The organism is Bosea sp. 29B, from assembly GCF_902506165.1.
In the GTDB taxonomy this organism is placed as follows: Bacteria; Pseudomonadota; Alphaproteobacteria; order Rhizobiales; family Beijerinckiaceae; genus Allobosea.
In genome coordinates this window covers 1,575,193-1,598,034 of the sequence record NZ_LR733817.1, presented here as the reverse complement: position 1 = coordinate 1,598,034, position 22,842 = coordinate 1,575,193, and the positions used below count along the sequence as shown (strand labels likewise).

The following is a 22,842-nucleotide window of genomic DNA, read 5'->3' as shown; positions in this document are numbered from 1 at the left end:
GCGGTCAATCGCCGCACGGCGCGCAGGTTGCATGGCGGCTATCGCACACGCGCGCGCCGAAGGCGCGTCAGGGCGATGCCAGCAGTTGCGCCGCGAGCGCTTCGCCCGCTGCGAGGATATGGGCTTCGAGCGCCTGGGCGGCCGGTTCGATCCGTCCCGCCGTCAGTTCGGCGAGGATGTGCCGGTGCTCGGCCTCCGAGCGCGGCTGCCAGTCGAGGCCCTGCCAGGTCGCGAACAGGAAGCGCGCGCTCGTCCGTTGCAGGTCCTCGATCGTCGCCAGCAGGCGTGGCAGGCCGCAAGGCGCGGTTATGGCGTGATGGAAGCGGCGATTGGCCGCCTCCCAGACCAGGGCCGCATTGCTCGCCTCTGCTTCGGCGATGGCCGCTGCGGCTGCTTCCAGATCGGCTGCGGCGAGCTTCGGGAAGCCGCGGCGTAGCGCGAGAGCCTCGAGTGCGGCGCGCATCGCCGTCACCTCCAGCACGAGCCCCGGTTCCAGCGGCGCGACCCGCACGCCGCGTCGCGGCTCGCTGACGAGCAGGCCCTGTGCCTCCAGCGTGCGGAAGGCCTCGCGCACCGGCACATGGCTGGCGCCGAACTCGGCCGCGACATGGTCCTGCCGCACCGCAACTCCCGGCGCCAGCGCTCCGGTGAGGATGCGCTGCGACAGGCTTCTGGCGATGCGGCTGGTCAGCGAGGCGCCGGCCTCGCTTTCATCTTGAAAGCTCATGGCACACATGTTTTCATAGATAATATATGAAATGAGGTTTCACGATGACACGCTCTCGTCCAGACCGCCTGCGCCATATCGCCGGAATCGGCGTCGACCGCATGGGATCAATCGCCGATGCTTCGGGCAAGGATTTCCTGCGGCTGGAGAATCTCGACACCGACATCCCTCCCGATCCCGCGGCGATCGCGCGTACGGTGCGGGCCGCCAGCGAGGATGCCGACAACAGCTATCTGCCCTTCGTCGGCCAGGTGCGCCTGCGCGATATCGCAGCGCGCCATGTCTCGGCGATCTCCGGGGTGAGCTATAGCGGCGAACGCAACTGCGTGATCTCGGCCGGGGGGCTCTCCGGCATCCTCAACGTGCTGCTGGCGACGATCGAGATTGGTGACGAGGTGATCGTCACCGATCCGACCTATGCCGGGCTGATCAACCGCATCAGGCTCGCCGGCGGGGTGCCGCGCTTCACGCCCTTCGGCTTCGAGCCGGGCGGCGAATGGCGGCTCGATCGCGAGGCGCTGCGCGCCAGCATCGGGCCGAAGACGACCGCAATGCTGCTGATGTCGCCCTCGATGCCCTCAGGCGGCTGCCTGGATGCCGGCGACTGGGCGCTCGTCGCAGAGCTCTGCGTCGCGCATGACCTGCTGCTGATCGTCGACACCGCGATGGAACGGCTGCTCTTCGACGGCCGGCCGGCGCTGCATCCGGCCGGCTTGCCCGGCATGGCGGAGCGGACGATCACGGTCGGTTCCTCGGCCAAGGAGCTGCGCATGATCGGCTGGCGCGTCGGCTGGATCGTGGCGCCGGAGGCGTTCATGCCGGATCTCGTCGCCGTCTCACTCGCCAATGTCGTCGTGCCAGTCGGGATCGGGCAGGATGCGGTTGCGACTGCGCTCGAGAATTCCGCCGTGACGCTGGCGCCTTATGTCGACGAATTGCAGGCGCGGCGCGATTGTGTGCTCGACGAGCTGCACGGCCTGCCGGTCGGTGTCCCCAGCGGCGGCTGGTCGCTGCTGCTGCGCGTCTCGGATTTCGGGCTCGACGGCGCGGCGATGTCGGAGCGGCTGCTGGAGCAGGGCGTTTGCGCCACCGCCATGGCCGGCTGGGGCGAGAGCCATGGCGCACAATATATCCGCTTCGTCTATGCCAATGAGCCGGTCGAGCGCCTACGCAGGCTTGGCGCTCGCGTTCGCGCGGCGCTTGGCCTGTAGCTGCCTGTTCAGGCGACGGCGACACCGAAGCGGCGGCGGTAATCGGCCGGGGCGAGCCCGGTAATGCGCTGGAAGAGCTTGCGGAAGGCCGAGGCATCCTCATAGCCGACATCCCAGGCGATCTGCGCGACCGGGCGGCGGCTCAGCTCCAGCGCCTCGCGCGCCTTGGCGATGCGGACCTGCTGGGCGTATTCGGTCGGGCGCAGGCCCGTTGCCTTGCGGAAGCGGCGCAGGAAGGTGCGCTCCTCCAGCCCGGCCCGCTTCGCCAGCGCCGGCACGTCGTGATCCCTGGCCCCGCTCGCCTGCAGCCAGTGCTGCACCTTGAGGATCGCGGCGTCGCCATGGTCGAGCCGCGGCACGAAATGGCCATAGGGCTGCTGCGTGCGCCCGGGCGGATCGATCAGCAGGAAGCGCGCGGTCTCCAGCATCACGCTGGGTCCGAGCAGGCGCTCGACCAGCGTCAGGCCGAGATCGGTCCAGGCCAGGATGCCGCCGGCAGTGATGATGTCGCCATCGTCGATCACCATGCGGTCGGTATCGACCTTCGCGGCGGGGAAGCGCGCAGCCAGCTCCTTGGCGAAGGCCCAATGCGTCGTCGCCTCGCGGCCTTCGAGCAGCCCGGCCTCGCCGAGCAGGAAGGCGCCGGCGCAGACCGAGCAGAGCGTCGCACCCGCGCCATGGCGCTCGGCCAGCCAGCGGGCAAGACCGTTCATCGGCTGCATCTTCGCCGGCATGATCAGGCTCGGCGGTGCGATGAGGTGGCTCGGATCGTGCAGGGGGCCGGGATGGCTGTCGAAGACGCATTCCACACCGGCGCCGCCCGTCTCCTGCTGCCAATGGCTGACGCGGATCGCAGGCGCGTCAGGTCCGCCGCGCTCCTGGCTCATCTCCCCGGCGATCCGGAACAGGTCGGTCAGGCCGTAGACGGCCGCGAGCTGCACATCCGGATAGAGCAGGAGCCCGATCTCTGCGACTATCTGCTTTCCCGTCGTCATGCTGTCAGTTTTGCCCCGCTGATTGTCGGTTCCGCCAAGCGGCAGCATGCAATGCCCCGCCTATAACCGTCCACATCGAAGGGCGACGTTCCCGCCGCCCGGAAAGCCGAAGGAGAAGGCAGATGAGCACGATCGCCACCAAGGACGGCACCGAGATCTTCTACAAGGACTGGGGCCCGAAGGAGGCGCAGCCGATCGTCTTCCATCATGGCTGGCCGCTCAGCGCCGACGACTGGGACAGCCAGATGCTGTTCTTCCTGCACCAGGGCTTCCGGGTGATCGCGCATGACCGCCGCGGCCATGGCCGCTCCAGCCAGACTGCGATCGGCAACGAGATGGACACCTACGCAGCCGACGTTGCCGAGCTCGCCGCCCATCTGAACCTCAAGAACGCCGTCCATATCGGCCATTCCACCGGCGGCGGCGAGGTCGCTCACTACGTCGCCCGCGCCGAGCCCGGCCGCGTCGCCAAGGCAGTGCTGATCGGAGCGGTGCCGCCGATCATGGTCAAGTCCGAGAAGAATCCGGGCGGCCTGCCGATCGAGGTCTTCGACGGCTTCCGTGCCGCGCTCGTGGCCAACCGTGCCCAGTTCTATGTCGATATTCCTACCGGTCCGTTCTACGGCTTCAACCGCGAGGGCGCGAAGGTCTCGCAGGGCATCATCGACAATTGGTGGCGGCAGGGCATGATGGGCGGCGCCAAGGCGCATTACGATTGCATCAAGGCCTTCTCGGAGACTGATTTCACCGACGATCTCAAGGCGATCGATGTGCCGGTGCTGGTGATGCATGGCGACGACGACCAGATCGTCCCCTATGCCGACTCCGCCCCGCTCTCGGTCAAGCTGCTCAGGAACGGCACGCTGAAGACCCATGCCGGCCTGCCGCACGGCATGTGCACCACCCATCCCGAGGTGATCAACGCCGACCTGCTCGCCTTCATCAAGGGCTGAGGCGAGGGGGGCTGAGCTTTCGGTCTCCACTCTTTACGACAGGATTGCCGGCGGGGCCGCCAGATTGGCCCTGCCGGCATTTTTTTGCGTGCATGCCGGCCGCTGACGGTAAATGGGCTGGCGAGGGTGCGGTGCAGCGCTTATCGGGTCTCCAGTCGTCACGCTGAAACTCGTTCCCATGACCTCCCGTACTGCCACCGCAACCGGTGCCATCGCGATCCTGCTCTGGTCGACTTTGGCGCTGTTCACCGCCATGTCCGGGCGGGTGCCGCCCTTCCAGCTCGTCGGCATGACCTTCGTCATCGGCGGCGTGCTCGTGCTGGCGATCGCGGCGATGCGGGGGCGCCTGCATGTGGCGCGGCCGACCCCGGCCTCCTTCCTGCTTGGGCTCTATGGGCCGTTCGGCGACACGGCGCTCTATTATGCCGCGGTGAAGACGGCGCCGGCGGCCGAGGCCAATCTGATCCATTATCTCTGGCCGCTGCTGATCGTGCTGTTCGCGGCGCTGCTGCCGGGCGGGGGGCTCAAGGCCCGCCATCTGGTCGGGGCACTGATCGGCCTCGCCGCGACGGCGCTGCTGATCTCCGGCAGCCTCGGCTCAGGGGGCGCCGGCATCCAGCTCGGCCATGTGCTGGCGGCGCTCGGCGCCTTCGTCTGGGCGAGCTATTCGGTGCTATCTAGGCGCTTCGCCGGGGTGCCGTCGGAGAGCCTCGCCATCACCATGCTCGGTTGCGCGATTCCGGCCTTCGCCTGCCATCTTATCTTCGAGACGACCTTGTGGGCGCCAAGCGCGGTCGAATGGGGCGGCGTGCTCGGCCTCGGTCTCGGCTCGATCGGGCTCGCCTTCATCTGCTGGGACATCGGCATGAAGAAAGGCGATGTCGCCTTCCTCGGCGTCGCCTCCTATGCCGCGCCGGTGCTCTCGACCGTTGTCCTGGTCATCGCCGGCTATGCGCCGGCGAGCTGGCTGCTGGCGGTGTCCTGCGTCCTGATCGTCGTCGGCGCGCTGGTGGCGAGCTTCGGGCCGGCTGCGCGGGCTGTCGCGCCGAAGGCTGCCGGCGGTTAGGTCAGGTGTCGAGGATTCGGGTCTCGTAGGCGTAGACCGTACGGAAGCCGAGGCGCTTGTACATCTCGAAGGCGAGGCCGTTGCTCTGGTCGACCTGGAGATAGGCGAGACTGCAGCCCTGCGCCGCCGCCCAGCCCATCAGCCCGAGCATCATCTGCTTGCCGAGGCCCTTGCCGCGCAGGGCTTCGTCGACGATGACCGCACCGATCTCGGCCATGCCACGCTCGGCGACGCTCATCGCATACGCTGCCGGATGCCCCTCGTGCAGCAGTGTCGCGAAGGCGGCGGGGACGCGCACGCCGGAGACGATCGCGGCAAGATGCTCGCGATTGCGCTTCGCGCCAGTCTGGTGAGCGCAGACGCCATCGATCCAGGCATCGTCGGCCAGCGCGGTCGTGAGCATGCCTGGAACAGGCGTATGCAGGCCGGGATCAAGCTCGGCGACCATGCCGAAGGAGGCGGTCTCGATGCGGTAGCCGCGCTCAGTGAAGCGCCGGCGGGCGTCCTCGGCGACCAGAGGGGTGAAGCGGATGCGCGGCGGCAGGCCGGCCTGGCGATAGAGATTCTCGACGAAGGCCAGCGTCGCCTCGTCCATGTCGCCGCCCTGGCGCAGCGAGGAGGCCGAGTTGGCGCGGCCGGAATAGCCGTTGGCGAAGCGGACGACCCATTGGTCGACGACGAGCGTGGTCGGCGCCGGCCAGGCATTGACGATGCGGGTCTCGCAAGCGCCGACCAGCGCCAGATCGGTCACGGGCTTGTCCATGATCAGCCCCCGGCCGGCCGCGGCGTCGGCCGCCAGTTCGGCGGCGCCATCTCGAAGCCGGAGAAGGCGAAGCCCGGCGCGACCGTGCAGCCGACCAGCGTCCAGGCGCCGAGCGAGGTCGCGCTCTGCCAATGCCCGGCCGGCACGACGATCTGCGGGCGCTGGCCGGCGGCAAGGTCCTTGCCGAGATGATGGGCCGAGGCGTCGTGGCCGTTCGGCGAGAGCGTGATCACCATCGGCGCGCCGGCATAATGGTGCCAGATCTCGGCGGCGTCGACGCGGTGCCATTCCGAGGTCTCGCCGACATCGAGCAGATAGTAGATCGCGGTCGAGAAGCCGCGTCCCTCCGGCCCGGCGGGATCGCGGAAGGTCTCGCGATAATACCCGCCCTCGGGATGGGGCTTCAGCTCGAGCAGGCGGATGACCTCGGCGGCGCTGAGGCCGCTCAGCGTGTTCATCGCAGTTCAGAACCTGTTCTCAAAATTTGTTCTTGGCCTCGCGCAGCGCGGCGAAGACCTCGCCGGCCGGCTTGCCGACGATGCCGAGCGTCGCAGCGAGCGCCTGTTCGCCGGCGCGGAAGAATGGGTTGGTCGCTCGTTCCTCGCCGACCGTGGTCACGGCCCAGAAGCGTCCCTCGGCCTTCGCCGCCTCGGCCTCGGCGAGACGCGCCGCGACGGCGGCGTTGCTCGGGTCCATCGCCGCGGCGAAGCGGGCATTCGAGAGCGTGTAGTCGTGGCCGGTGATCAGCGTGGTCGCGTCCGGCAGAGCCATGACCCGTGACAGCGAGGTCCACATCGCCTCCATCCGGCCCGGCATGACGCGCCCGCAACCCATGACGAAGGCGACGTCGCCGACCAAAGCGAGCTTCGCCTTCTGGCTGACGAGGCTGACATGGCCCTCAGCATGGCCGGGCGTCGCCCAGGTTTCGAACTCATAGCTGCCGACCGAGACGCGGTCGCCTTCGCTGATGACGACGTCGACGGGGGCGCCTGCACGTGCGGCTTCCGGCGCGAACACCTTGGCGCCGGTCGCCTGCTTCAGCGCGGCGATGCCCTGGACATGGTCGGCATGCTCATGCGTCACCAGCACCTGGCTGATCGTCCAGCCCTTGGCCTTGGCGGCGGCGAGCACTTCGCCGGCATCGGGAACGTCGACAGTAGCGCAGGCGCCGGTGACGGGGTCGCGCAGCAGCGCGCCGGCATTGTCGCTGAGCGTGCGGAAGACATGGATGTCGAGTGGCATGGGGGAAACTCCGGCAGTCGGCGGTCGAGGTGACTGCTTGCCGCATGCGTCTCTCGGTATCAAGACAATCTGGCACGTGACTGCCAGCGCGTGACGACTGGCGCGCGAGTGCCACCCTTGCGCTCTTGCCCCTGCTGAGCCATCTCCGTCGGCATGGCCTTGGATGTCGTCGACCTGCGCAGCTTCTATGCCAGCCCGCTCGGGCATGTGGCACGGCGGACCGTCGGCCGGGTCATGCTGAGGCTCTGGCCGGATTGCCGGCGCCAGCGCCTGCTGGGCCTGGGATACGCCACGCCCTATCTGCCGCTGCTCGGCGTCGAGGCCGAGCGGGTCATCGCTTTCATGCCGGCGGCGCAGGGCGTGGTGAACTGGCCATCGCCCGGGCTCTCCGCCTCCGCTCTGGTCGAGCCGACCCTGCTGCCGCTGCCGACCGCCTCGGTCGACCGGGTGCTGCTGGTGCACGCGCTCGAGGAGACCGAAAGCCCCGAGGATCTGCTGGAAGAGGTTTCGCGGGTGCTCAGTCCGGGCGGGCGGCTGATCGTCGTCGTGCCGAACCGGCGCGGCCTGTGGGCGCGGATGGATACAACGCCCTTCGGCCATGGCCGGCCGTTCAGCCGTTCGCAGATCGAGGCCTTGATGCGCCGGGCCATGTTCTCGCCCGAGCACTGGGCCGAGGCGCTCTATGTCCCGCCGCTGCGCCGGCGCCTGTTCATGCGCTCGGCCATGGCCTGGGAGAAGGTTGGGGCCGGCTTGTCGCTGCCCTTCGCCGGCGTCTACGTCATCGACGCGACCAAGCAGTTCTACCGGCGCGCGCCGTTGCGCGCGACGCGGCGCAGCTTCGCCTTCCGGCCGGTCCTGCTGCCGCAGGGCCACCCTTCAAGCCGATTACCGCGGCAGGACGACGCGAAGATGCCGGCGGGTTGACAATTTCGCCGGGGCGCGGCCAAGGTCCGCCGCCTTTTTGACCGTTCCGTCGCCGCGACCCCTGGCGGCCGATGCTGCCGCCTCTTCCCTGGGAAAGCGGGACCTGATCTGGATGTCGATGCGAAGCTATCTTGATTTCGAAAAGCCGGTTGCCGAATTGGAGGCGAAGGCGGATGAACTGCGCGCGCTTGACGGCAAGGGCGACGGCTATTCACTCGCCGAGGAGGTCGGCAAGCTCGAAGCCAAGGCCTCGCAGGCGCTGAAGGACCTCTATGGCGCCCTGACGCCCTGGCAGAAGACGCTGGTGGCGCGCCATCCGCAGCGCCCGCATTTCCTCGACTATTGCTCGACCCTGATCGACGAGTTCACGCCGATGGCGGGCGACCGCGCCTTCGGCGAGGACGAGGCGATCGTCGGCGGCTTCGGCCGCTTCCGCGGCGAGCCGGTCTGCGTCATCGGCCAGGAGAAGGGCAACTCGACAGAGACCCGCATCAAGCATAATTTCGGCATGCCCAAGCCCGAAGGCTACCGCAAGGCGGTGCGCCTGATGGAGCTGGCCGACCGGTTCGGCCTGCCGGTGCTGAGCTTCATCGACACCGCCGGTGCCTACCCCGGCATCGAGGCCGAGGAGCGCGGCCAGGCCGAGGCGATCGCACGCTCGACCGAGACCTGTCTTGCCCTGCGCACGCCGAGCGTCGCGCTGGTGATCGGCGAGGGCGGCTCGGGCGGGGCGATCGCGATCGCGGCCGCGAGCAGGGTGCTGATGCTCGAGCATGCGATCTATTCGGTGATCTCGCCGGAAGGCGCGGCCTCGATCCTCTGGCGCGACACGGCGCGTGCCCAGGATGCCGCGACCGGCATGAAGATCACCGCCCAGGATCTGCTGCGCTTCGGTGTGATCGACAGGATCGTTACCGAGCCGACCGGCGGCGCCCATCGCGATCCCCAGGGCGCGATCGAGCGGGCCGGTGCGGCGATCGAGGCGGCATTGTCCGAATTCGCCGGGCTCGGCGCCGAGGAGATCGTCGATCGGCGGGCGCAGAAATACCTGGCGATCGGCCGGGCGCTGTAGCCCAGCCGATTGTGCGCAAGCGGGCGTTCGGCCCGGTGGGCGCTTTACCGCGGCTTCACCATATGGCCATCTGCGAGCCCCCTGTGGTAAGGAACGGTCAAGGCTAACGATCCTGCAACCAGTCGACGGGCATAATTTGGCCGCGTTGTCTGGGGCATTGTCGGCTTTGACGCGTCTGCGCGAAATGGGATTGACGACGTGGCTGTGAGACATTTCGCGCTGGCGGCGCTCCTTGGCCTCAGTTTGGCAGCCTGCGAAGAGGACCGCTATCGCGGCTCCGCGCGCCACAACATCCCGATTCCGTCGGCGACCTACACGCTGATGTCCGAGAAGGGCATGAGCAAGAGCCAGCCGATCGTGATTCGCTCCTACAAGAAGGAGTCGGAGCTCGAGGTCTGGAAGAAGCGCGCCGACGGTAAGTACGCGCTGCTCAAGACCTTCCCGATGTGCCGCTGGTCCGGCCAGCTCGGCCCGAAGGTGCGCGAGGGCGACCGCATGGCGCCGGAGGGCTTCTACGCCATCAGTCCGGCGCAGATGAACCCGAACTCGTCGTTCTACGTCTCGTTCAACATGGGCTATCCCAACGCCTATGACCGGGCGCATGGCCGCACCGGCGCGCATCTGATGGTGCACGGCGCCTGTTCCTCGGCCGGCTGCTACTCGATGACCGACGACCAGATCGGCGAGATCTACGCGCTGGTGCGCGAGGCTCAGAATGGCGGGCAGCGCGCCGTTCAGATGCAGGCTTATCCCTTCCGGATGACGGCGGAGAACCTCGCCAAGCACCGGCTCGACCCGAACATCGCCTTCTGGAAGAACCTGAAGGAAGGCTCGGATTATTTCGAGGTTGCCAAGGACGAGCCTTCGGTCTCGGTAGCCGGCGGGCGCTACGCCTTCAATCGCGACGGCGTCCAGGTCGACCCTTCGCTGACGCAGGCGATCGCGCAGAAGCGCCAGCAGGACGAGATCCAGGTCGCGGCGCTGGTGTCCAAGGGCACGCCCGCAGTCAAGCTGATCTATGACGACGGCGACCAGCATTCCTCGTTCAAGCGCCAGCTTGCCCAGTCTGGCGCCGATTCCTTGAACAGGTCGGTGGCCTGGGGCTCGCGCGATGTCGGCATCAGCCGCGTCGATTCGCTGATCGGCCCGCGCGTCGTGGTGCTCGACGACAAGGGCCGCACCAAGGCGACCGTCCGGGCCGAATCGGCTGATAACGACGCCGTGCTCGCCGCGGTCAGCAGCGCGCAGGTGGAGGAAGCCAAGCCAGTCGTCGCCGCTGCCGCGCCGACCAGGCCTGCGGCTGTTCAGCCCGCCGCCAAGCCGGCGAGCGATGCAGCGGCGCAGGTTGCCAAGGCGACCCCGGGCGAGGCCACCGCTGCCCCGATCCAGACGGCTTCGGCCGAGCCGGCGCAGCCCTCCTTTTATCAGCGCGCGCTGAGCTTCGTGCCGCTGCTCGGTGGCTCCTCGGAGCCGAAGGAGCAGACGCCGATCGCCTCGACCGTGCCGGAGGCGCCGCAGACGGTAACCGTGCCGCTGCCGCCGCGGCGCTCCTCGGCCCTGCGGACCTCGCAGCTCCAGCAGCCCGACGCCGTCTATGCGAGCCAGCCGACGGCTCGCTGAGCAGCCTGCAAATCGCCTGATGTAAAAAAGTCACGCCCGTGGCCAGCAATGGCCGCGGGCGCTTTTCTAGGCGCGGAACCTGCCGAAACCGGCAGATTTGCCTACCGGCGCGGCAGGCTGCCAAAAAGCTCGCCTTGCCGATATTGCGGCTGCGAAGGCCTAATCGTGGCGAATGCATGACTGGAGTCGTGCAGGGATCTCGATGGAGTTCGCGATGGCTGCCTTGAAAACTTCCGGCTTGCTGACGGGCTTTGCGCTTTCGATGGCGCTGACGGTTTCGGGTGCAGCGCTCGCCTCCGATCTGCCGAGCCGCAAGGGCGCTCCGCCCCCGCCGGTGGCACCGAGCATCACCTGGTTCGACATCGCCGTCAGCGTGAAGGGCATGACGGACTATAATTTCCGCGGCATCTCGCAGACGGACCGCAAGCCGGCGATCCAGGGCGGCGCCGAGCTGCAGTTCTACGACAACCTGGTCTATGCCGGCGTCTATGCCTCGAATGTCGACCTGGCGACGCGTCCGCCGGCCGAGATCGATTTCTACGCAGGTATCCGCCCGAAATTTGGCCCGGTCACGGTCGATGTCGGCGTCTGGCAGTACTACTATCCCAGCGAGAAGCAGTTCATCGATACGGCTGGCGTCTACTGGACGCCGCGGAACACCGACTACACCGAGGTCTACGGCAAGGTCAGCTATAATTTCGAGGACAAGCTGATCCTCGGGGCGAACCTGTTCTACGCCTGGGACTGGCTCGGCACCGGCGCCTCCGGCACCTATGCCTCGCTGACGGCGAAGTACAACCTACCCTTCCTGGAAGGCCTCTCTGTCTCCGGCGAGTTCGGCCATTACTGGCTCGGCACGACCAATCTGGCGATCTGGTCGACGGTGCCGCCGACCAACCTGCCCGACTACGCCTACTGGAACGCCGGTGTCTCCTACACCTGGAAGAACCTGACTGCCGATGTGCGCTATCACGACACCAACCTGTCGAAGACCGAATGCTTCGCGCTGACGGCCGATCCGCGCGGCGTCAGCTCCGGCTCGGGGCGCTCGAAATGGTGCGCCCCGACGGTGGTGGCGACGCTCTCCTTCGACATCACCGCCAGCAGCGTCGGCATCTTCGCGCCGAAGTGAGCGCCTTAGCCGCGCAGACTGCTTCAGGGCCGCTCGCGAGAGCGGCCCTTTTCCATGCCGGCTGCGGCGCCGCTATCGCGCCAGCGAGGCCCTCATGTAGTTGCGCGGCGCGGTGCCCAGCCGCCGCCTGAACATGGTCGTGAACGCCGCGACATTGTCATAACCCGCCAGCATGGCGGCTTCCGTGACCGGCATGCCTTCCGCCAGCCGGGGCAGGCAGGCGAACAGGCTGGCCTGCTGGCGCCAGGCGACGAAGCTGAGGCCGGTTTCGCGCTGGAAGAGCCGGGTGAAGGTCCGCCGGCTCATCGCCAGCTTCGCGGCCCAATCATCGAGGCGCTCATTGACCGAGGGTGCGGCCATATAGGCACGGCAGAGGGCGGCAAGCCGCCTGTCGGCGGGGATGGGCAGGCCGAGCGGCCGGATCGGCAGCGCGGCGATCTCGGCCGTCAGCAGCTCCAGGACGAGTGCGAGCTTGCGATGGCCGGGCGGCATGTCGCGCAGGCGGATCGCCTCGACGATCAGCGCGTGCGCGAGATCGGTGACGCCGAGCACCTGCAGCATGCGCTCGGCCAGGTCGTCATCTCCGGTGAGGAGATAGACCGACTTGATGCTGACATCGCTCAGCATCTCCACCGCGTGCTGCAGCCGGGCGGGGATGAGCAGGCCATGGCCTGGCGGGATCATCCAGCTGCCACGCTCGGTGTTGATCTGGACCACACCGGAGAAGGCGCAGAGGAGTTGAATCTGGCGATGGCTGTGCAGCGGGATCGTATAGCCGGCGGGATTGTCGGAGACACGGACCAGAACATCGCCGTCGGCGTCGGCAACCGTGCCGTGGATATGGCGATGGTCGGAATGGAGGGCCTCGACCTGTGGCTGCGGCAGCTTTCTCATCGATTGGCCCGGACACGAAAGAATTAGACCGGAACACGAAAGCAGGTCACGGACAAGCCCTGTAGAAGGAGCGCCGCCGAGAGTTCGCGCGCAGGGATACCGCCATGGTTGCAACGATCGAGGGGAGCCGTCCCCGCTTTGAGAAAACGACACTCTCCGTCCTCCTTGCGGTGAGCTTCTGCCATCTCCTGAACGACGTCATGCAGTCGCTGCTGGCCTCGCTCTACCCGCTGTTCAAAGCCAATTACGCGCTGGATTTCGTCCAGATCGGCCTGTTGACCATGGCCTTCCAGGTCACGGCCTCGCTGCTGCAGCCGGTCGTCGGCATGGTGACCGATCGCTGGCCGATGCCTTATTCGGCGCCGGCTGGCATGGCCTCGACCTTCGGCGGCCTGATCCTGCTCGGCAATGCCCATAACTTCACCGTGTTGATCATCGCGGCCTGCCTGATCGGGCTGGGCTCGGCGATCTTCCATCCGGAGGCGTCGCGGATCGCGCGGCTCGCCTCGGGCGGGCGGCACGGCCTGGCCCAGTCGCTGTTCCAGGTCGGCGGCAATCTCGGCTCGGCGCTGGGGCCGCTGCTGGCCGCCTTCATCGTCCTGCCCTTCGGCCAGGGCAGCGTCGCCTGGCTCTCGGTCATCGCGATGGCGGGTGTCGTCGTCCTGACGCGGGTCGGCTCCTGGTACGCCGCCCATCGCCGGGCGCAGGCCGGTCGTCCGCCGGCGAGCCGTGTCCTGCCGCTGCCGGGCGGGCGCGTCGCCTTCGCCCTGTTCGTGCTGGTGCTGCTGACCGCCACCAAGAACGTCTACATGGCGAGCATCTCCAGCTACTTCACCTTCTACGTGATCGAGCAGTTCCAGCTCGGCTTCCGCGACGCGCAACTGATGCTGTTCCTGTTCCTCGGCGCAGCGGCGGTCGGTACCTTCGCCGGCGGGCCGATCGGCGACCGCTTCGGGGCGCGCTTCGTGATCTGGTTCTCGATCCTCGGGGTCATCCCGTTCGCGCTGCTGCTGCCCTATGCCAACCTGTTCTGGACCGGCGTCCTCAGCGTGATGATCGGGCTGATCTTCGCCTCGGCCTTCTCGGCGATCGTGGTGTTCGCGCAGGAGCTGGTGCCGGGCCGCGTCGGCCTGATCGCCGGCATGTTCTTCGGCTTTGCCTTCGGCGCGGGCGGGCTGGGCGCCGCCTTCCTCGGCGGCTTCGCCGACGCCTATGGCATCACCTTCGTCTACAAGGTCTGTTCCTACCTGCCGCTGCTGGGGCTATTGACGATCCTGCTGCCGCGGCTGCCCCGGCGGGCGCATAGCTGAGGAGTTCGAAGGGGTCGCATGTCGCCATTCTACGTCGTGATGGATTGCGAGTTCGACGGGCCGACGCCGGGCGTCAATTCGATGCTCTCCTTCGGCTCCGTTGCCGTCGCGGCCGATGGCGCCATCATCGGCGAGTTCGAGGCGGTGCTGGCGCCGCTCGACGGCGCGGTGCGCGACGAGAATACGATGGCGTTCTGGGCCCGCCATCCGCAGGCCTGGGCGGCCGCGACAGAGAACCCAGAAAGTCCCATGGAGGCGATGCGGCGGTTCGTGGACTGGATCGGCGCGATCGAGGGCGAGCCGATCTTCGTCTCCCATCCGCTCGCGCTCGACGGGCCGTGGTTCGATTATTACCTGCGCCGCTTCATCGGGCGCCCGCTGCTCGAAGGGCCGTGGGTCCAGAGCCGCATCTTCAAGCACGCGCCGCTGTGCCTGATGTCCTTCGTCGCCGGCAGGACCGGGCGCGGGCAATGGGAGTGCGATGTCGAGCGTTATCCGGTCGAATGGCTGGGCTCGGTCGCGCACACGCATCGGGCGATCGACGATGCCCGCGGCTACGCCAACCTGCTGCGCTTCTTCACCCGCTGAGCTGATCGCTACGGGCGAGTGAGGTGAGGAAGTCGCGCTGTTCGGCCGTCAGCAGGCGCAGCGGGATCATAGTCGGCTGGCCAGCGCGCAGGTGCAGCAGCAACAAGCCGTCGGCGCTGCTGGCCTTGCGGATAGCGCTGCGCCCGATGAAGCTGCGCAAGCCATCGCGGCGGAACCAGATGCCGCGCTGTGTCGCCAGCAGACGCGTGCCGTTCCATTCCGTCTGGAAGGCGTCATAGACAGCCTTGCGCCGCCGTCTGTCGGCAATGCCCGCCGCCAGGCCTGGAGCGGTGATGCCGATCCAGTAGACCCCGAAGCAGAGTGCCGCGATGCCGGCGCCGGAGCGGGCCGTGGCGATGCCGCCGGCGATGGCGAGGAAGGTCGCTCCGGTCGCGACTGCGAGGCCCAGCCCGATGAAGGCGGGCCAGCCTTCCCAGATGGTCGGCCGGGCCTCGGCGAGAGTCTTCTGCGCCAGCATCGCGTCGAACCGGGCAAGCTCCTCCTCGGTATAATCGAGCGTGAGCGCGATATGCGCTGGTCCGGTCGTTTCGTCTGCTGTCGGCATGGCCGGCGGCCCTCGCTGTCGGGAGTTCATGGTCCCTTGCCATAGCGAGAGCAGATCTCGCGACCACCGTGCTCTTGCTGGTGTGGCCATCGGGAGTTCCGGCATGGCAGGTTGGCGGTTCCCGATAGTCGGAGTTCTGCCTTGTCCGAAACAGCCATTACCGCTTCAGCCGATGCGATTGCTACTGCGCGGCTGAGCCTGACACCTCTGGCGCCGCCGTCCGCGGGGGCCACGCCGCGCGACCTAGCGGAAGCCTATGCGGTGCGCGATGCGGTTCATGCGCGCCTTGCCGAAAGCCGTTTTGGCGCGCGGATCGGCTGGAAGATCGGCTGCACCACGCCAGTGATGCAGGCCTATCTCGGCATCGCCCACCCCTGCGCGGCCGGGCTCTTCGCCGGTACCACGCATCGCGGCGATGCCAGGCTTCGGCATGGCGACTTCGTCAAGGTCGGCGTCGAGTGCGAGATCGCGGTGCGGTTGACGAGCGATCTGCCGGAAGGGCCCTTCACGACCGAGAGCGTCCGCAGTGCGGTCGGAGCGGTGATGGCGGCGATCGAGATCGTCGACGACCGCTATGTCGAGTGGCAGGGAACGGGCACGCCGATGCTGGTCGCGGACGATTTCTTCGCCGCCGGAGCCGTGCTCGGCCGCGAGCATGACCCGGCCGCGCTGCCTGACCTTGCGACGCTGCGCGGGCGGGTCCTGATCGACGGGGTCGAAGCCGGCGCCGGCATCGGCGCCGACGTGCTCGGCCATCCCTATGCGGCATTGGCCTGGCTGGCGGAGCACGCCAGCGAGCGCCGGATGCCGTTACGGGCTGGCGAGACCGTCCTGCTCGGCAGCCTCGTCCGAACGCAGTGGGTCAGTGCCGGCGCGAGCGTCCGGATCGAGATCGATGCGCTCGGCGCGGTCGAGGCCAATTTCGCCTGAAGTCCGCGCCGGAGGATCACTCCGGCGCTATGGTCAGACGAACTGGCCGTGGCAGTGCTTGAACTTCTTGCCGGAGCCGCAGGGGCAGAGCTCGTTGCGGCCGACCTTGCCCCAGCTCGCGGGATCGGCCGGGTTGCGCTCGGCCACGGCGAGGTCGCCATCGGTCGCGGCGAATTGCGGCTGGCCGGCGAAGAAACCGGCAGGCGGCGGGGGCAGGGCATCGTTGCCGCCCTGGTCGAAGCCCTGACCGTCTTCCGGCGGCTGATCGAAGCGGACCTCGACGCGCATCAGATTGCCGGTGACCTGCTCGCGCAGGCGGCCGATCAAACTATCGAAGAGCTCGAAGGCTTCCTGCTTGTACTCGTTCAGCGGGTCGCGCTGGGCATAGCCGCGCCAGCCGATGACCTGGCGCAGATGGTCGAGCGTGACCAGATGCTCGCGCCAGAGATGGTCGAGTGTCTGCAGCAGCACCTGCTTCTCGATATAGGTCATCACCTCTTCGGTGTTGCGCTCGATGCGCGCCGTATAGTCCTCGTCGGCGAGCTTGCGGATGCGCTCGCGCAGTTCGGCGTCGGCGATGCCCTCTTCCTTGGCCCAGTCCTCGACCGGCAGTTCGAGGTTGAGATAGGTCGCGACGTCCTCGCGCAGGCCGGCGGCATCCCACTGTTCGGGATAGGCGTCTTCGGGGATGCGGCGCGAGACGGTGTCCTCGACGACGCCGTGGCGCATGTCGTCGATGGTTTCGCGCACGCTTGCCGCGCGCATGAAGTCGCGGCGCTGCTCGAACACGACCTTGCGCTGGTCGTTCATGACGTCGTCGTATTTCAGGATGTTCTTGCGGATGTCGAAGTTGCGCGCCTCGACCTTGCCCTGCGCCTTCTCGACCGCCTTGTTGATCCAGGGATGGACGATGGCCTCGTCCTCCTGCAGGCCGAGCTTCTGCAGCATGCCGTCCATCCGGTCGGAGCCGAAGATGCGCATCAGGTCGTCCTGCAGCGACAGGAAGAACTTGGAGCGGCCAGGGTCGCCCTGGCGGCCGCCGCGGCCGCGCAGCTGGTTGTCGATGCGCCGGCTCTCATGGCGCTCGGTGCCGATGATGTAGAGGCCACCCGGGCGCGTCATGGTCTTGGCCGGGCGCGAGCCCTTGGCCGGCTCGAGCTCGATCGTCTCGGAGGCGTTGAGCACGATCTCCTTGAAGCGGGCGACTTCGGCTTCGATCTCCGCGATCTTGGCCTGCTTCTCCGGCCCGTCCTCCATGCCGGCCGTCTCGATCGAGACGCGCATCTCGACGTTGCCGCCGAGTTTGATGTCGGTGCCGCGGCCGGCCATGTTGGTGGCGATGGTGATGGCGCCGGGGACGCCGGCCTCGGCGACGATGAAGGCCTCCTGCTCGTGGAAGCGGGCGTTCAGCACGGCGAACTGCTTGGTGCTCTTGCCGGTACGGGCGGCGGAGTAAAGGCTGTCGAGCGCGTTAGGCTGGCTGAAGTCGATCTGCTTGAAGCCGGCGGCGACCAGCATCTCGGCGATCTGCTCGGATTTCTCGATCGAGGCGGTGCCGACCAGCACCGGCTGCAGGCGCTCGCTGGCGCGCTCCAGCTCCTTGATGATCGACTTCACCTTCTCCGGGAAGCTGCGATAGACCTCGTCGTCGTCGTCGATACGGGCGACCGGGACATTGGTCGGGATCTCGACCACTTCGAGCTTGTAGATCTGCTCGAATTCGTCGGCCTCGGTGCCGGCCGTGCCGGTCATGCCGGCGAGCTTCTTGTAGAGGCGGAAATAGTTCTGAAAGGTGATCGAGGCGAGCGTCGCGTTCTCGGGCTGGACGGTGACGCTCTCCTTGGCCTCGAGCGCCTGGTGCAGGCCTTCCGAATAGCGCCGGCCGGGCATCATGCGGCCGGTGAACTCGTCGATGATCACCACCTCGTCATTGCGGACGATGTAGTCCTTGTCGCGCGTGAACAGCGAATGGGCGCGCAGCGCCTGGTTGACGTGGTGGACCAGGGTGACGTTGACGGAGTCGTAGAGGTCGCCTTCCTTGAGCAGGCCGGCCTCGCGCAGCAACTGCTCTATATGCTCGTTGCCGGCCTCGGTCAGCGCGACCGTGCGCTGCTTCTCGTCGACCTCGTAGTCGCCCTTGACCAGGCCGGGCAGGACCTTGTCGATCGCGACATAGAGGTCCGACTTGTCGTCGAGCGGGCCGGAGATGATCAGCGGCGTGCGGGCTTCGTCGATCAGGATCGAGTCGACCTCGTCGACGATCGCGAAATGGTGGCCGCGCTGGCTCATCTGCGCGACCTCGTACTTCATGTTGTCGCGCAGATAGTCGAAGCCGAACTCGTTGTTGGTGCCGTAGGTGATGTCGCTGGCATAGGCGCGCTGGCGCTCCTCGTCGTCGAGGCCGTGGACGATGATGCCGAAGCTGAGCCCGAGGAAATTGTAGATCTTGCCCATCCACTCGGCGTCGCGGCGGGCGAGGTAGTCGTTGACGGTGACGACGTGGACGCCCTTGCCGGCGAGCGCGTTGAGATAGACCGGCAGGGTCGCGACCAGGGTCTTGCCTTCGCCGGTCTTCATCTCGGCGATCGAGCCCTCATGCAGCACCATGCCGCCGATCAGCTGGACGTCGAAATGGCGCTGGCCGAGCACGCGCTTGGCGGCCTCGCGCACGGTGGCGAAGGCCGGCACCAGGAGGTCGTCGAGCTTGGCGCCGTCGGCGAGCTGCTGCTTGAAGGTTTCGGTGCGGGCGCGAAGAGCCTCGTCGGAGAGCTGGGACACCTCGGCTTCGAGCGCGTTGATCGCCGCGACGCGGGGTTGGTAACCCTTCACCCGTCGATCATTCGACGAGCCGAAGAGTTTCTTTGCAAGCGCGCCAAGCATGTCTGGCCTTTCAATAGCGAATCCGGCCTGCGCAGACCGCGCGGCCGAAGCGGTAACCTCTAGAATTCACGCGCGTGTTTAGACGGGCGCAGGCGCGTGGTCCAGCACGCGCTTATCCGCGCGCATGTAGGGTCCGGCGGGGTCGCTTCCAAGAGGCTTCGCCCGCCGGCGAGGCATTGCGGTGGATGAACCATGCTTGCCGGCTCGCGTTGATGTGCGATGCGCCGTCTTGCCAAGGCCGCGTTCTGCTGGCACTCAGCCGGCGAGATCGATCTTCGCGCCGTCCAGTCGAAAGGCCGCACCGATGTTGTCCTCCCGTCTCGCCTTGCTGTCGCTCGGCATCGCGCTGGCCGCTGTGCCGGCCCTCGCACAGCAGGACAAGCCCGTCGCCAAGGTCGACGGCATCACCATCACCGAGGGCGACCTCAAGCTGGCCGAGGAGGATCTCGGCGAGCGTACCGCGCAGATGCCGGAAGAGCGCAAGCGCGAGGAGGTGATCAACTATCTGGTCGACCTCAAGCTCGGCGCCAAGGCCGCGGCCGCCGCCAAGGTCGGCGACGGGCCGGAATTCGCCAAGCGCCTTGCCTATAACCGCGACAAGCTGCTGCTCGACGAATACCTCACGGTCGAGGCCAAGAAGGCGGCGACGCCCGAGGCGGCCAAGAAGCTGTTCGACGACACCGTCAAGGCGATGAAGCCTGAGGAAGAGGTCCACGCCCGCCACATCCTGGTGCCCGAGGAGGCGCAGGCCAAGGCGGCGCTGGAGCGGGTGAAGAAGGGCGAGGACTTCGCCAAGGTCGCGGCCGAGCTCTCCAAGGATCCGGGCTCTGGCAAGGAGGGCGGCGATCTCGGCTGGTTCGCCAAGGACCGGATGGTGCCGGAATTTGCCGAGGCGGCCTTCAAGCTCGAGAAGGGCCAGGTCTCCGAGCCGGTGAAGAGCCAGTTCGGCTGGCATGTCATCAAGCTCGAGGACAAGCGCAGCAAGCCGCTGCCGAGCTTCGACGAGGTCAAGCCGCAGATCGACCAGTATCTGGTCCGCAAGGCGCAGCAGGACATCATCGTGGCGCTGCGCGACAAGGCCAAAGTCGAGCGTCTCGACAAGCCGGCTGCCCCGGCGACGCCCGCGCCAGCAACCCCGGCTCCGGCCGAGCCGAAGAAGCCCTGATCGGCACGATTTTCATCGTACCGTCGTGATGCGCCCGGGCCATGCCCGGGCGTTTGCTTTTGGAGGGGCTCGGACTCTTGTCTTCGCGCCGTTGCTGCGGCACATCGGGCCAACCATACGAGGAGGCGCATGATGGCTGGCAAGGATGTTCCCGTTTCTCCGCTCGCGCCGAAGCGCCAGCCCAAGGTCCCGGCGGTGCCGGGCGTGCGCTTTGCCACTGCCGAGGCCGGCATCCGCTACAAGGGCCGCACCGATGTGGTGCTCGTCCTGCTCGACGAGGGCTCGCAGGCCGCCGGCGTCTTCACCCGCTCGAAATGCCCGTCGGCGCCGGTCGACTGGTGTCGGGAGAACCTGGCGCAGGGCAAGGCGCGCGCTATCGTCGTCAATTCTGGCAATGCCAATGCCTTCACCGGCCTGAAAGGCCGTGACTCGGTGGCGCTGACGGCGAAGATCGCGGCCAAGGCCGCTGGCTGCAAGGCGGAAGAGGTCTTCATCGCCTCGACCGGCGTGATCGGCGAGCCGCTCGACGCCAACAAGTTCGAGGGCGTGCTGGCCGATTGCGCCAAGCGCGCCGCCGACGGTCCCTGGCTCGACGCCGCCAAGGCGATCATGACCACCGACACCTTCCCGAAGGCAGTCTCGCGCAAGGCCAAGATCGACGGGCACGAGGTCGTCATCGTCGGCATCGCCAAGGGCGCCGGCATGATCGCGCCCGACATGGCGACGATGCTCTCCTTCGTCTTCACCGATGCGCCGATTGCGGCTCCCGTGCTGCAGGCCCTGCTGTCGAAGGGCGTCAAGGGCTCATTCAACGCGATCACGGTCGACAGCGACACCTCGACCTCCGACACGCTGATGCTGTTCTCGACGGGCAAGGCTAGGGCACGCGGCGTGCCGGAGATCACCGATCCGAACGATGCCCGGCTTTCCGGCTTCAAGCGGGCGCTGAACGCGCTTCTGCTCGAGCTTTCGCATCTGGTCTGCAAGGATGGCGAGGGCGCCCGCAAATTCGTCGAGGTCCGCGTCGTCGGGGCGCAGTCGGCGCGCTCGGCCAAGAGGGTCGCGCTCTCGATCGCCAATTCGCCGCTGGTCAAGACGGCGGTCGCCGGCGAGGACGCCAATTGGGGCCGCATCGTCATGGCGGTCGGCAAGGCCGGCGAGCCGGCCGATCGCGACAGGCTCGACATCTCCTTCGGTGCGATCAAGGTGGCGGAAGCGGGTGCGCGCGCCGGTTCCTATGACGAGCAGGCCGTCTCCGACTACATGAAAGGCGAGCACATCGTCGTCACCGCCAATCTCGGCCTCGGCCGCGGCAAGGCCACCGTCTGGACCTGCGACCTGACCAAGGCCTATGTTGAAATCAACGGCGACTACCGCTCCTGAGCCTTCGGGCCCGGTAGGCCCGAGCAGGACGTTCATCGTCGGTAACCTCGCTGTCTGCTCCTTTCTCTGGGGCAGCAGCTATCTGTTCATCAAGCTGATGGCCGGCGACGTCGCCCCTTGGGCGATCGCCGCCTGCCGCGGCCTGCTCGGCGCGACGACACTGGCACTCTTCGTCGCGGCGCGCGGTCAGAGCCCGCTGCCGCGCCGCCATGAGATCCGCCATTGGCTGGTGCTCGGCACGTGCAATGGCTGGCTGCCGAACGTGCTCGTCGCCTATGCGCTGATCCAGCTCGCCAGCGGCCCGGCGGCGATGATCCAGGCAGCGGGGCCGCTGGTCACGGCGCTGTTCGCGCATTTCCTGTTCTCGGAAGAGCATCTGAGCCGGCGCCGGCTTGGCGGCATCCTGGTCGGCATGGCCGGCGTCGCCATCCTGATCGGCCCGCGCCTGGTCGAGGGCGGCGGCACGGCGCTCAGCCTGCTCGCCATGGTCGGTGCGACGCTGTCCTATACCTGCGCCAACCTCTACACGCGCGCGGTGCCGCCACGAGCAGGCGATCCGATCCGGCTCGCGCTCGGCCAGCAGATGGTCTCCGGCACGGGAGCGCTATTGCTGACGCTGACCTTCTCCGGCTGGGGTGCGCTGCTGGCCCTGGCCCCGCATTGGCAGGCCGCGCTGGCGCTCGGCGTGTTCGCGACAGCGATGCCGGTGGCGTTCTTCATGCGATTGATCCGTGCGGCTGGGCCGACCCGGGCGGCGATGACCGGCTATCTCGTGCCGGCGGTCGCTGCCGTCCTGGGTGTATTCGTGCTCGGCGAAACGCTGGAGTTGCGGCAGATTATCGGAGGTTGCATCATCCTCGCAGGCGTCTTTCTGGTATCGACGGCGCCTGCGGGGGGACGAGCCAGATGATAAGGATAGCGTTCGCGCTGGGCCTTGCGGCCCTGCTTGGAGCCTGTGTCGCGCAGGGACCGTCATCGACGACGGCCTCCTCCTTCTCGGCGGAGGAGGCGGCCTTCATCCGAAAAGCCGGGACCGGCGTCATCGAGGGACATGCCTTCCGGACGCGCTCCAAGGGGCAGGTCGTCAACGCGGCTGGCGAGGTCGTCCGGCTGATCCCGGCGACGGCCTATGCCCGCGAGCGCTTCACTCGCGTTTTCGGCAAGGCCAAGTTCCTGCCACACTGGCGCTATCCGAGCGAGCAGGTCGATCCGCGCTATGCCGAGTTCACCCGCACGACCAAGACAACAGCGCGCGGGAAATTCAGCTTCGACAAGGTCGCGCCCGGCACCTATTTCGTCTCGACCCAGGTGATCTGGGGCGAGGAGGATCAGGTTTTCCGCGAGGGCGGCACGGTCTATGACGAAGTCACGCTGACTGGCAAGGAAACCGAGCCGGTCGAGGTCATCCTCTCGGGACATTAG

22 protein-coding genes are annotated in these 22,842 nt (G+C 67.4%); 14 read left to right on the top strand and 8 right to left on the bottom strand.

The genetic code is table 11. The features are described from left to right. Positions 1–67: 67 nt before the first annotated feature. Positions 68–727, bottom strand: a complete 660-nt coding sequence (locus GV161_RS07800) for a GntR family transcriptional regulator (protein ID WP_152015246.1) — start codon at positions 725–727, stop codon at positions 68–70. A gap of 44 nt (positions 728–771) precedes the next feature. Here GV161_RS07800 and GV161_RS07795 point away from each other — a divergent pair, with 44 nt between their 5' ends. Beyond that, positions 772–1,938, top strand: coding sequence for a pyridoxal phosphate-dependent aminotransferase (locus tag GV161_RS07795; protein WP_152015247.1), 1,167 nt, complete (start codon positions 772–774; stop codon positions 1,936–1,938). Between the two features lie 8 nt (positions 1,939–1,946). Here the strand turns inward: GV161_RS07795 and GV161_RS07790 are convergent, their stop codons facing one another. Then, entirely contained in the window at positions 1,947–2,933 is a 987-nt protein-coding gene (locus tag GV161_RS07790; protein WP_152015248.1) for a GlxA family transcriptional regulator, read from the bottom strand. A 122-nt stretch (positions 2,934–3,055) separates the two neighbouring features. Here GV161_RS07790 and GV161_RS07785 point away from each other — a divergent pair, with 122 nt between their 5' ends. Then, positions 3,056–3,886 (top strand): alpha/beta hydrolase, encoded by an 831-nt coding sequence (locus GV161_RS07785; RefSeq protein ID WP_152015249.1) that lies wholly within the window; start codon positions 3,056–3,058, stop codon positions 3,884–3,886. Between the two features lie 178 nt (positions 3,887–4,064). Continuing rightward, on the top strand, positions 4,065–4,952 hold the full coding sequence (locus tag GV161_RS07780) for a DMT family transporter (RefSeq protein WP_152015250.1): 888 nt from the start codon (positions 4,065–4,067) through the stop codon (positions 4,950–4,952). Position 4,953: 1 nt separating this feature from the next. On the opposite strand, the gene GV161_RS07775 is transcribed toward GV161_RS07780, so the two are convergent. From GV161_RS07775 to gloB, 3 genes are read right to left on the bottom strand one after another with little or no spacing between them, the layout of a single operon-like run. Further along, positions 4,954–5,715: a GNAT family N-acetyltransferase gene (locus GV161_RS07775; RefSeq protein ID WP_152015251.1), complete on the bottom strand. Its 762-nt coding sequence runs from the start codon at positions 5,713–5,715 to the stop codon at positions 4,954–4,956. A gap of 2 nt (positions 5,716–5,717) precedes the next feature. Continuing rightward, on the bottom strand, positions 5,718–6,173 hold the full coding sequence (locus GV161_RS07770) for a cupin domain-containing protein (protein WP_152015252.1): 456 nt from the start codon (positions 6,171–6,173) through the stop codon (positions 5,718–5,720). Positions 6,174–6,192: 19 nt separating this feature from the next. Further along, positions 6,193–6,957 carry a hydroxyacylglutathione hydrolase gene (gene gloB, locus GV161_RS07765; protein ID WP_152015253.1) on the bottom strand — a complete coding sequence of 255 codons (765 nt, stop codon included), beginning with the start codon at positions 6,955–6,957 and terminating at the stop codon, positions 6,193–6,195. A gap of 153 nt (positions 6,958–7,110) precedes the next feature. Between gloB and GV161_RS07760 the strand changes: the two genes are divergently transcribed. The 4 genes from GV161_RS07760 to GV161_RS07745 all read left to right on the top strand — a co-directional run bounded on the left by GV161_RS07760 (position 7,111) and on the right by GV161_RS07745 (position 11,705). After that, a complete protein-coding gene (locus tag GV161_RS07760; protein ID WP_152015254.1) occupies positions 7,111–7,881 on the top strand; it encodes a class I SAM-dependent methyltransferase in 771 nt (256 codons plus the stop codon). A gap of 118 nt (positions 7,882–7,999) precedes the next feature. Next, positions 8,000–8,953 carry an acetyl-CoA carboxylase carboxyltransferase subunit alpha gene (locus tag GV161_RS07755; RefSeq protein ID WP_193219556.1) on the top strand — a complete coding sequence of 318 codons (954 nt, stop codon included), beginning with the start codon at positions 8,000–8,002 and terminating at the stop codon, positions 8,951–8,953. Between the two features lie 198 nt (positions 8,954–9,151). Then, a complete protein-coding gene (locus GV161_RS07750) occupies positions 9,152–10,573 on the top strand; it encodes a murein L,D-transpeptidase family protein (RefSeq protein ID WP_152015256.1) in 1,422 nt (473 codons plus the stop codon). Positions 10,574–10,787: 214 nt separating this feature from the next. Beyond that, the gene (locus GV161_RS07745) at positions 10,788–11,705 is read left to right on the top strand and encodes a TorF family putative porin (RefSeq protein WP_159650188.1); all 918 of its coding nucleotides are present in this window, start codon (positions 10,788–10,790) and stop codon (positions 11,703–11,705) included. A gap of 72 nt (positions 11,706–11,777) precedes the next feature. On the opposite strand, the gene GV161_RS07740 is transcribed toward GV161_RS07745, so the two are convergent. Further along, positions 11,778–12,599 (bottom strand): helix-turn-helix transcriptional regulator, encoded by an 822-nt coding sequence (locus tag GV161_RS07740; RefSeq protein WP_152015258.1) that lies wholly within the window; start codon positions 12,597–12,599, stop codon positions 11,778–11,780. Between the two features lie 104 nt (positions 12,600–12,703). On the opposite strand from GV161_RS07740, the gene GV161_RS07735 reads away from it, so the two are divergent. Both GV161_RS07735 and GV161_RS07730 read left to right on the top strand, forming a co-directional pair. After that, entirely contained in the window at positions 12,704–13,909 is a 1,206-nt protein-coding gene (locus GV161_RS07735) for an MFS transporter (RefSeq protein WP_152015259.1), read from the top strand. Between the two features lie 18 nt (positions 13,910–13,927). After that, on the top strand, positions 13,928–14,497 hold the full coding sequence (locus tag GV161_RS07730) for an exonuclease domain-containing protein (RefSeq protein WP_152015260.1): 570 nt from the start codon (positions 13,928–13,930) through the stop codon (positions 14,495–14,497). Here GV161_RS07730 and GV161_RS07725 read toward each other — a convergent pair. Further along, positions 14,487–15,062 (bottom strand): YcxB family protein, encoded by a 576-nt coding sequence (locus tag GV161_RS07725; RefSeq protein WP_152015261.1) that lies wholly within the window; start codon positions 15,060–15,062, stop codon positions 14,487–14,489. The genes GV161_RS07730 and GV161_RS07725 overlap by 11 nt on opposite strands. A gap of 141 nt (positions 15,063–15,203) precedes the next feature. Here GV161_RS07725 and GV161_RS07720 point away from each other — a divergent pair, with 141 nt between their 5' ends. Continuing rightward, entirely contained in the window at positions 15,204–15,992 is a 789-nt protein-coding gene (locus GV161_RS07720; protein WP_244624139.1) for a fumarylacetoacetate hydrolase family protein, read from the top strand. A 33-nt stretch (positions 15,993–16,025) separates the two neighbouring features. On the opposite strand, the gene secA is transcribed toward GV161_RS07720, so the two are convergent. Beyond that, complete coding sequence (secA, locus tag GV161_RS07715; RefSeq protein ID WP_152015262.1) at positions 16,026–18,872, bottom strand: preprotein translocase subunit SecA; 2,847 nt, start codon at positions 18,870–18,872, stop codon at positions 16,026–16,028. Positions 18,873–19,176: 304 nt separating this feature from the next. On the opposite strand from secA, the gene GV161_RS07710 reads away from it, so the two are divergent. From GV161_RS07710 to GV161_RS07695, 4 genes are all read left to right on the top strand, one after another. Further along, on the top strand, positions 19,177–20,037 hold the full coding sequence (locus GV161_RS07710; protein ID WP_152015263.1) for a peptidylprolyl isomerase: 861 nt from the start codon (positions 19,177–19,179) through the stop codon (positions 20,035–20,037). Positions 20,038–20,166: 129 nt separating this feature from the next. Continuing rightward, the gene (gene argJ / locus GV161_RS07705) at positions 20,167–21,420 is read left to right on the top strand and encodes a bifunctional glutamate N-acetyltransferase/amino-acid acetyltransferase ArgJ (RefSeq protein ID WP_152015264.1); all 1,254 of its coding nucleotides are present in this window, start codon (positions 20,167–20,169) and stop codon (positions 21,418–21,420) included. After that, positions 21,389–22,330, top strand: coding sequence for a DMT family transporter (locus GV161_RS07700; protein WP_152015265.1), 942 nt, complete (start codon positions 21,389–21,391; stop codon positions 22,328–22,330). Before argJ ends, GV161_RS07700 begins: the two co-directional genes overlap by 32 nt. Then, entirely contained in the window at positions 22,327–22,842 is a 516-nt protein-coding gene (locus GV161_RS07695; protein ID WP_152015266.1) for a carboxypeptidase regulatory-like domain-containing protein, read from the top strand. Before GV161_RS07700 ends, GV161_RS07695 begins: the two co-directional genes overlap by 4 nt.

Excerpts from the sequence above, each read along its gene's own strand:
- GV161_RS07745 (WP_159650188.1), top strand. The coding sequence starts at position 10,788 with ATGGCTGCCTTGAAAACTTCCGGCTTGCTGACGGGCTTTGCGCTTTCG.
- GV161_RS07740 (WP_152015258.1), bottom strand. The coding sequence starts at position 12,599 with ATGAGAAAGCTGCCGCAGCCACAGGTCGAGGCCCTCCATTCCGACCAT.
- GV161_RS07800 (WP_152015246.1), bottom strand. The coding sequence starts at position 727 with ATGAGCTTTCAAGATGAAAGCGAGGCCGGCGCCTCGCTGACCAGCCGC.
- GV161_RS07725 (WP_152015261.1), bottom strand. The coding sequence starts at position 15,062 with ATGCCGACAGCAGACGAAACGACCGGACCAGCGCATATCGCGCTCACG.
- GV161_RS07790 (WP_152015248.1), bottom strand. The coding sequence starts at position 2,933 with ATGACGACGGGAAAGCAGATAGTCGCAGAGATCGGGCTCCTGCTCTAT.
- GV161_RS07695 (WP_152015266.1), top strand. The coding sequence starts at position 22,327 with ATGATAAGGATAGCGTTCGCGCTGGGCCTTGCGGCCCTGCTTGGAGCC.
- GV161_RS07700 (WP_152015265.1), top strand. The coding sequence starts at position 21,389 with ATGTTGAAATCAACGGCGACTACCGCTCCTGAGCCTTCGGGCCCGGTA.
- GV161_RS07760 (WP_152015254.1), top strand. The coding sequence starts at position 7,111 with ATGGCCTTGGATGTCGTCGACCTGCGCAGCTTCTATGCCAGCCCGCTC.
- GV161_RS07775 (WP_152015251.1), bottom strand. The coding sequence starts at position 5,715 with ATGGACAAGCCCGTGACCGATCTGGCGCTGGTCGGCGCTTGCGAGACC.
- GV161_RS07710 (WP_152015263.1), top strand. The coding sequence starts at position 19,177 with ATGTTGTCCTCCCGTCTCGCCTTGCTGTCGCTCGGCATCGCGCTGGCC.
- gloB (WP_152015253.1), bottom strand. The coding sequence starts at position 6,957 with ATGCCACTCGACATCCATGTCTTCCGCACGCTCAGCGACAATGCCGGC.
- GV161_RS07780 (WP_152015250.1), top strand. The coding sequence starts at position 4,065 with ATGACCTCCCGTACTGCCACCGCAACCGGTGCCATCGCGATCCTGCTC.
- argJ (WP_152015264.1), top strand. The coding sequence starts at position 20,167 with ATGATGGCTGGCAAGGATGTTCCCGTTTCTCCGCTCGCGCCGAAGCGC.
- secA (WP_152015262.1), bottom strand. The coding sequence starts at position 18,872 with ATGCTTGGCGCGCTTGCAAAGAAACTCTTCGGCTCGTCGAATGATCGA.
- GV161_RS07755 (WP_193219556.1), top strand. The coding sequence starts at position 8,000 with ATGCGAAGCTATCTTGATTTCGAAAAGCCGGTTGCCGAATTGGAGGCG.
- GV161_RS07795 (WP_152015247.1), top strand. The coding sequence starts at position 772 with ATGACACGCTCTCGTCCAGACCGCCTGCGCCATATCGCCGGAATCGGC.
- GV161_RS07730 (WP_152015260.1), top strand. The coding sequence starts at position 13,928 with ATGTCGCCATTCTACGTCGTGATGGATTGCGAGTTCGACGGGCCGACG.
- GV161_RS07735 (WP_152015259.1), top strand. The coding sequence starts at position 12,704 with ATGGTTGCAACGATCGAGGGGAGCCGTCCCCGCTTTGAGAAAACGACA.
- GV161_RS07785 (WP_152015249.1), top strand. The coding sequence starts at position 3,056 with ATGAGCACGATCGCCACCAAGGACGGCACCGAGATCTTCTACAAGGAC.
- GV161_RS07770 (WP_152015252.1), bottom strand. The coding sequence starts at position 6,173 with ATGAACACGCTGAGCGGCCTCAGCGCCGCCGAGGTCATCCGCCTGCTC.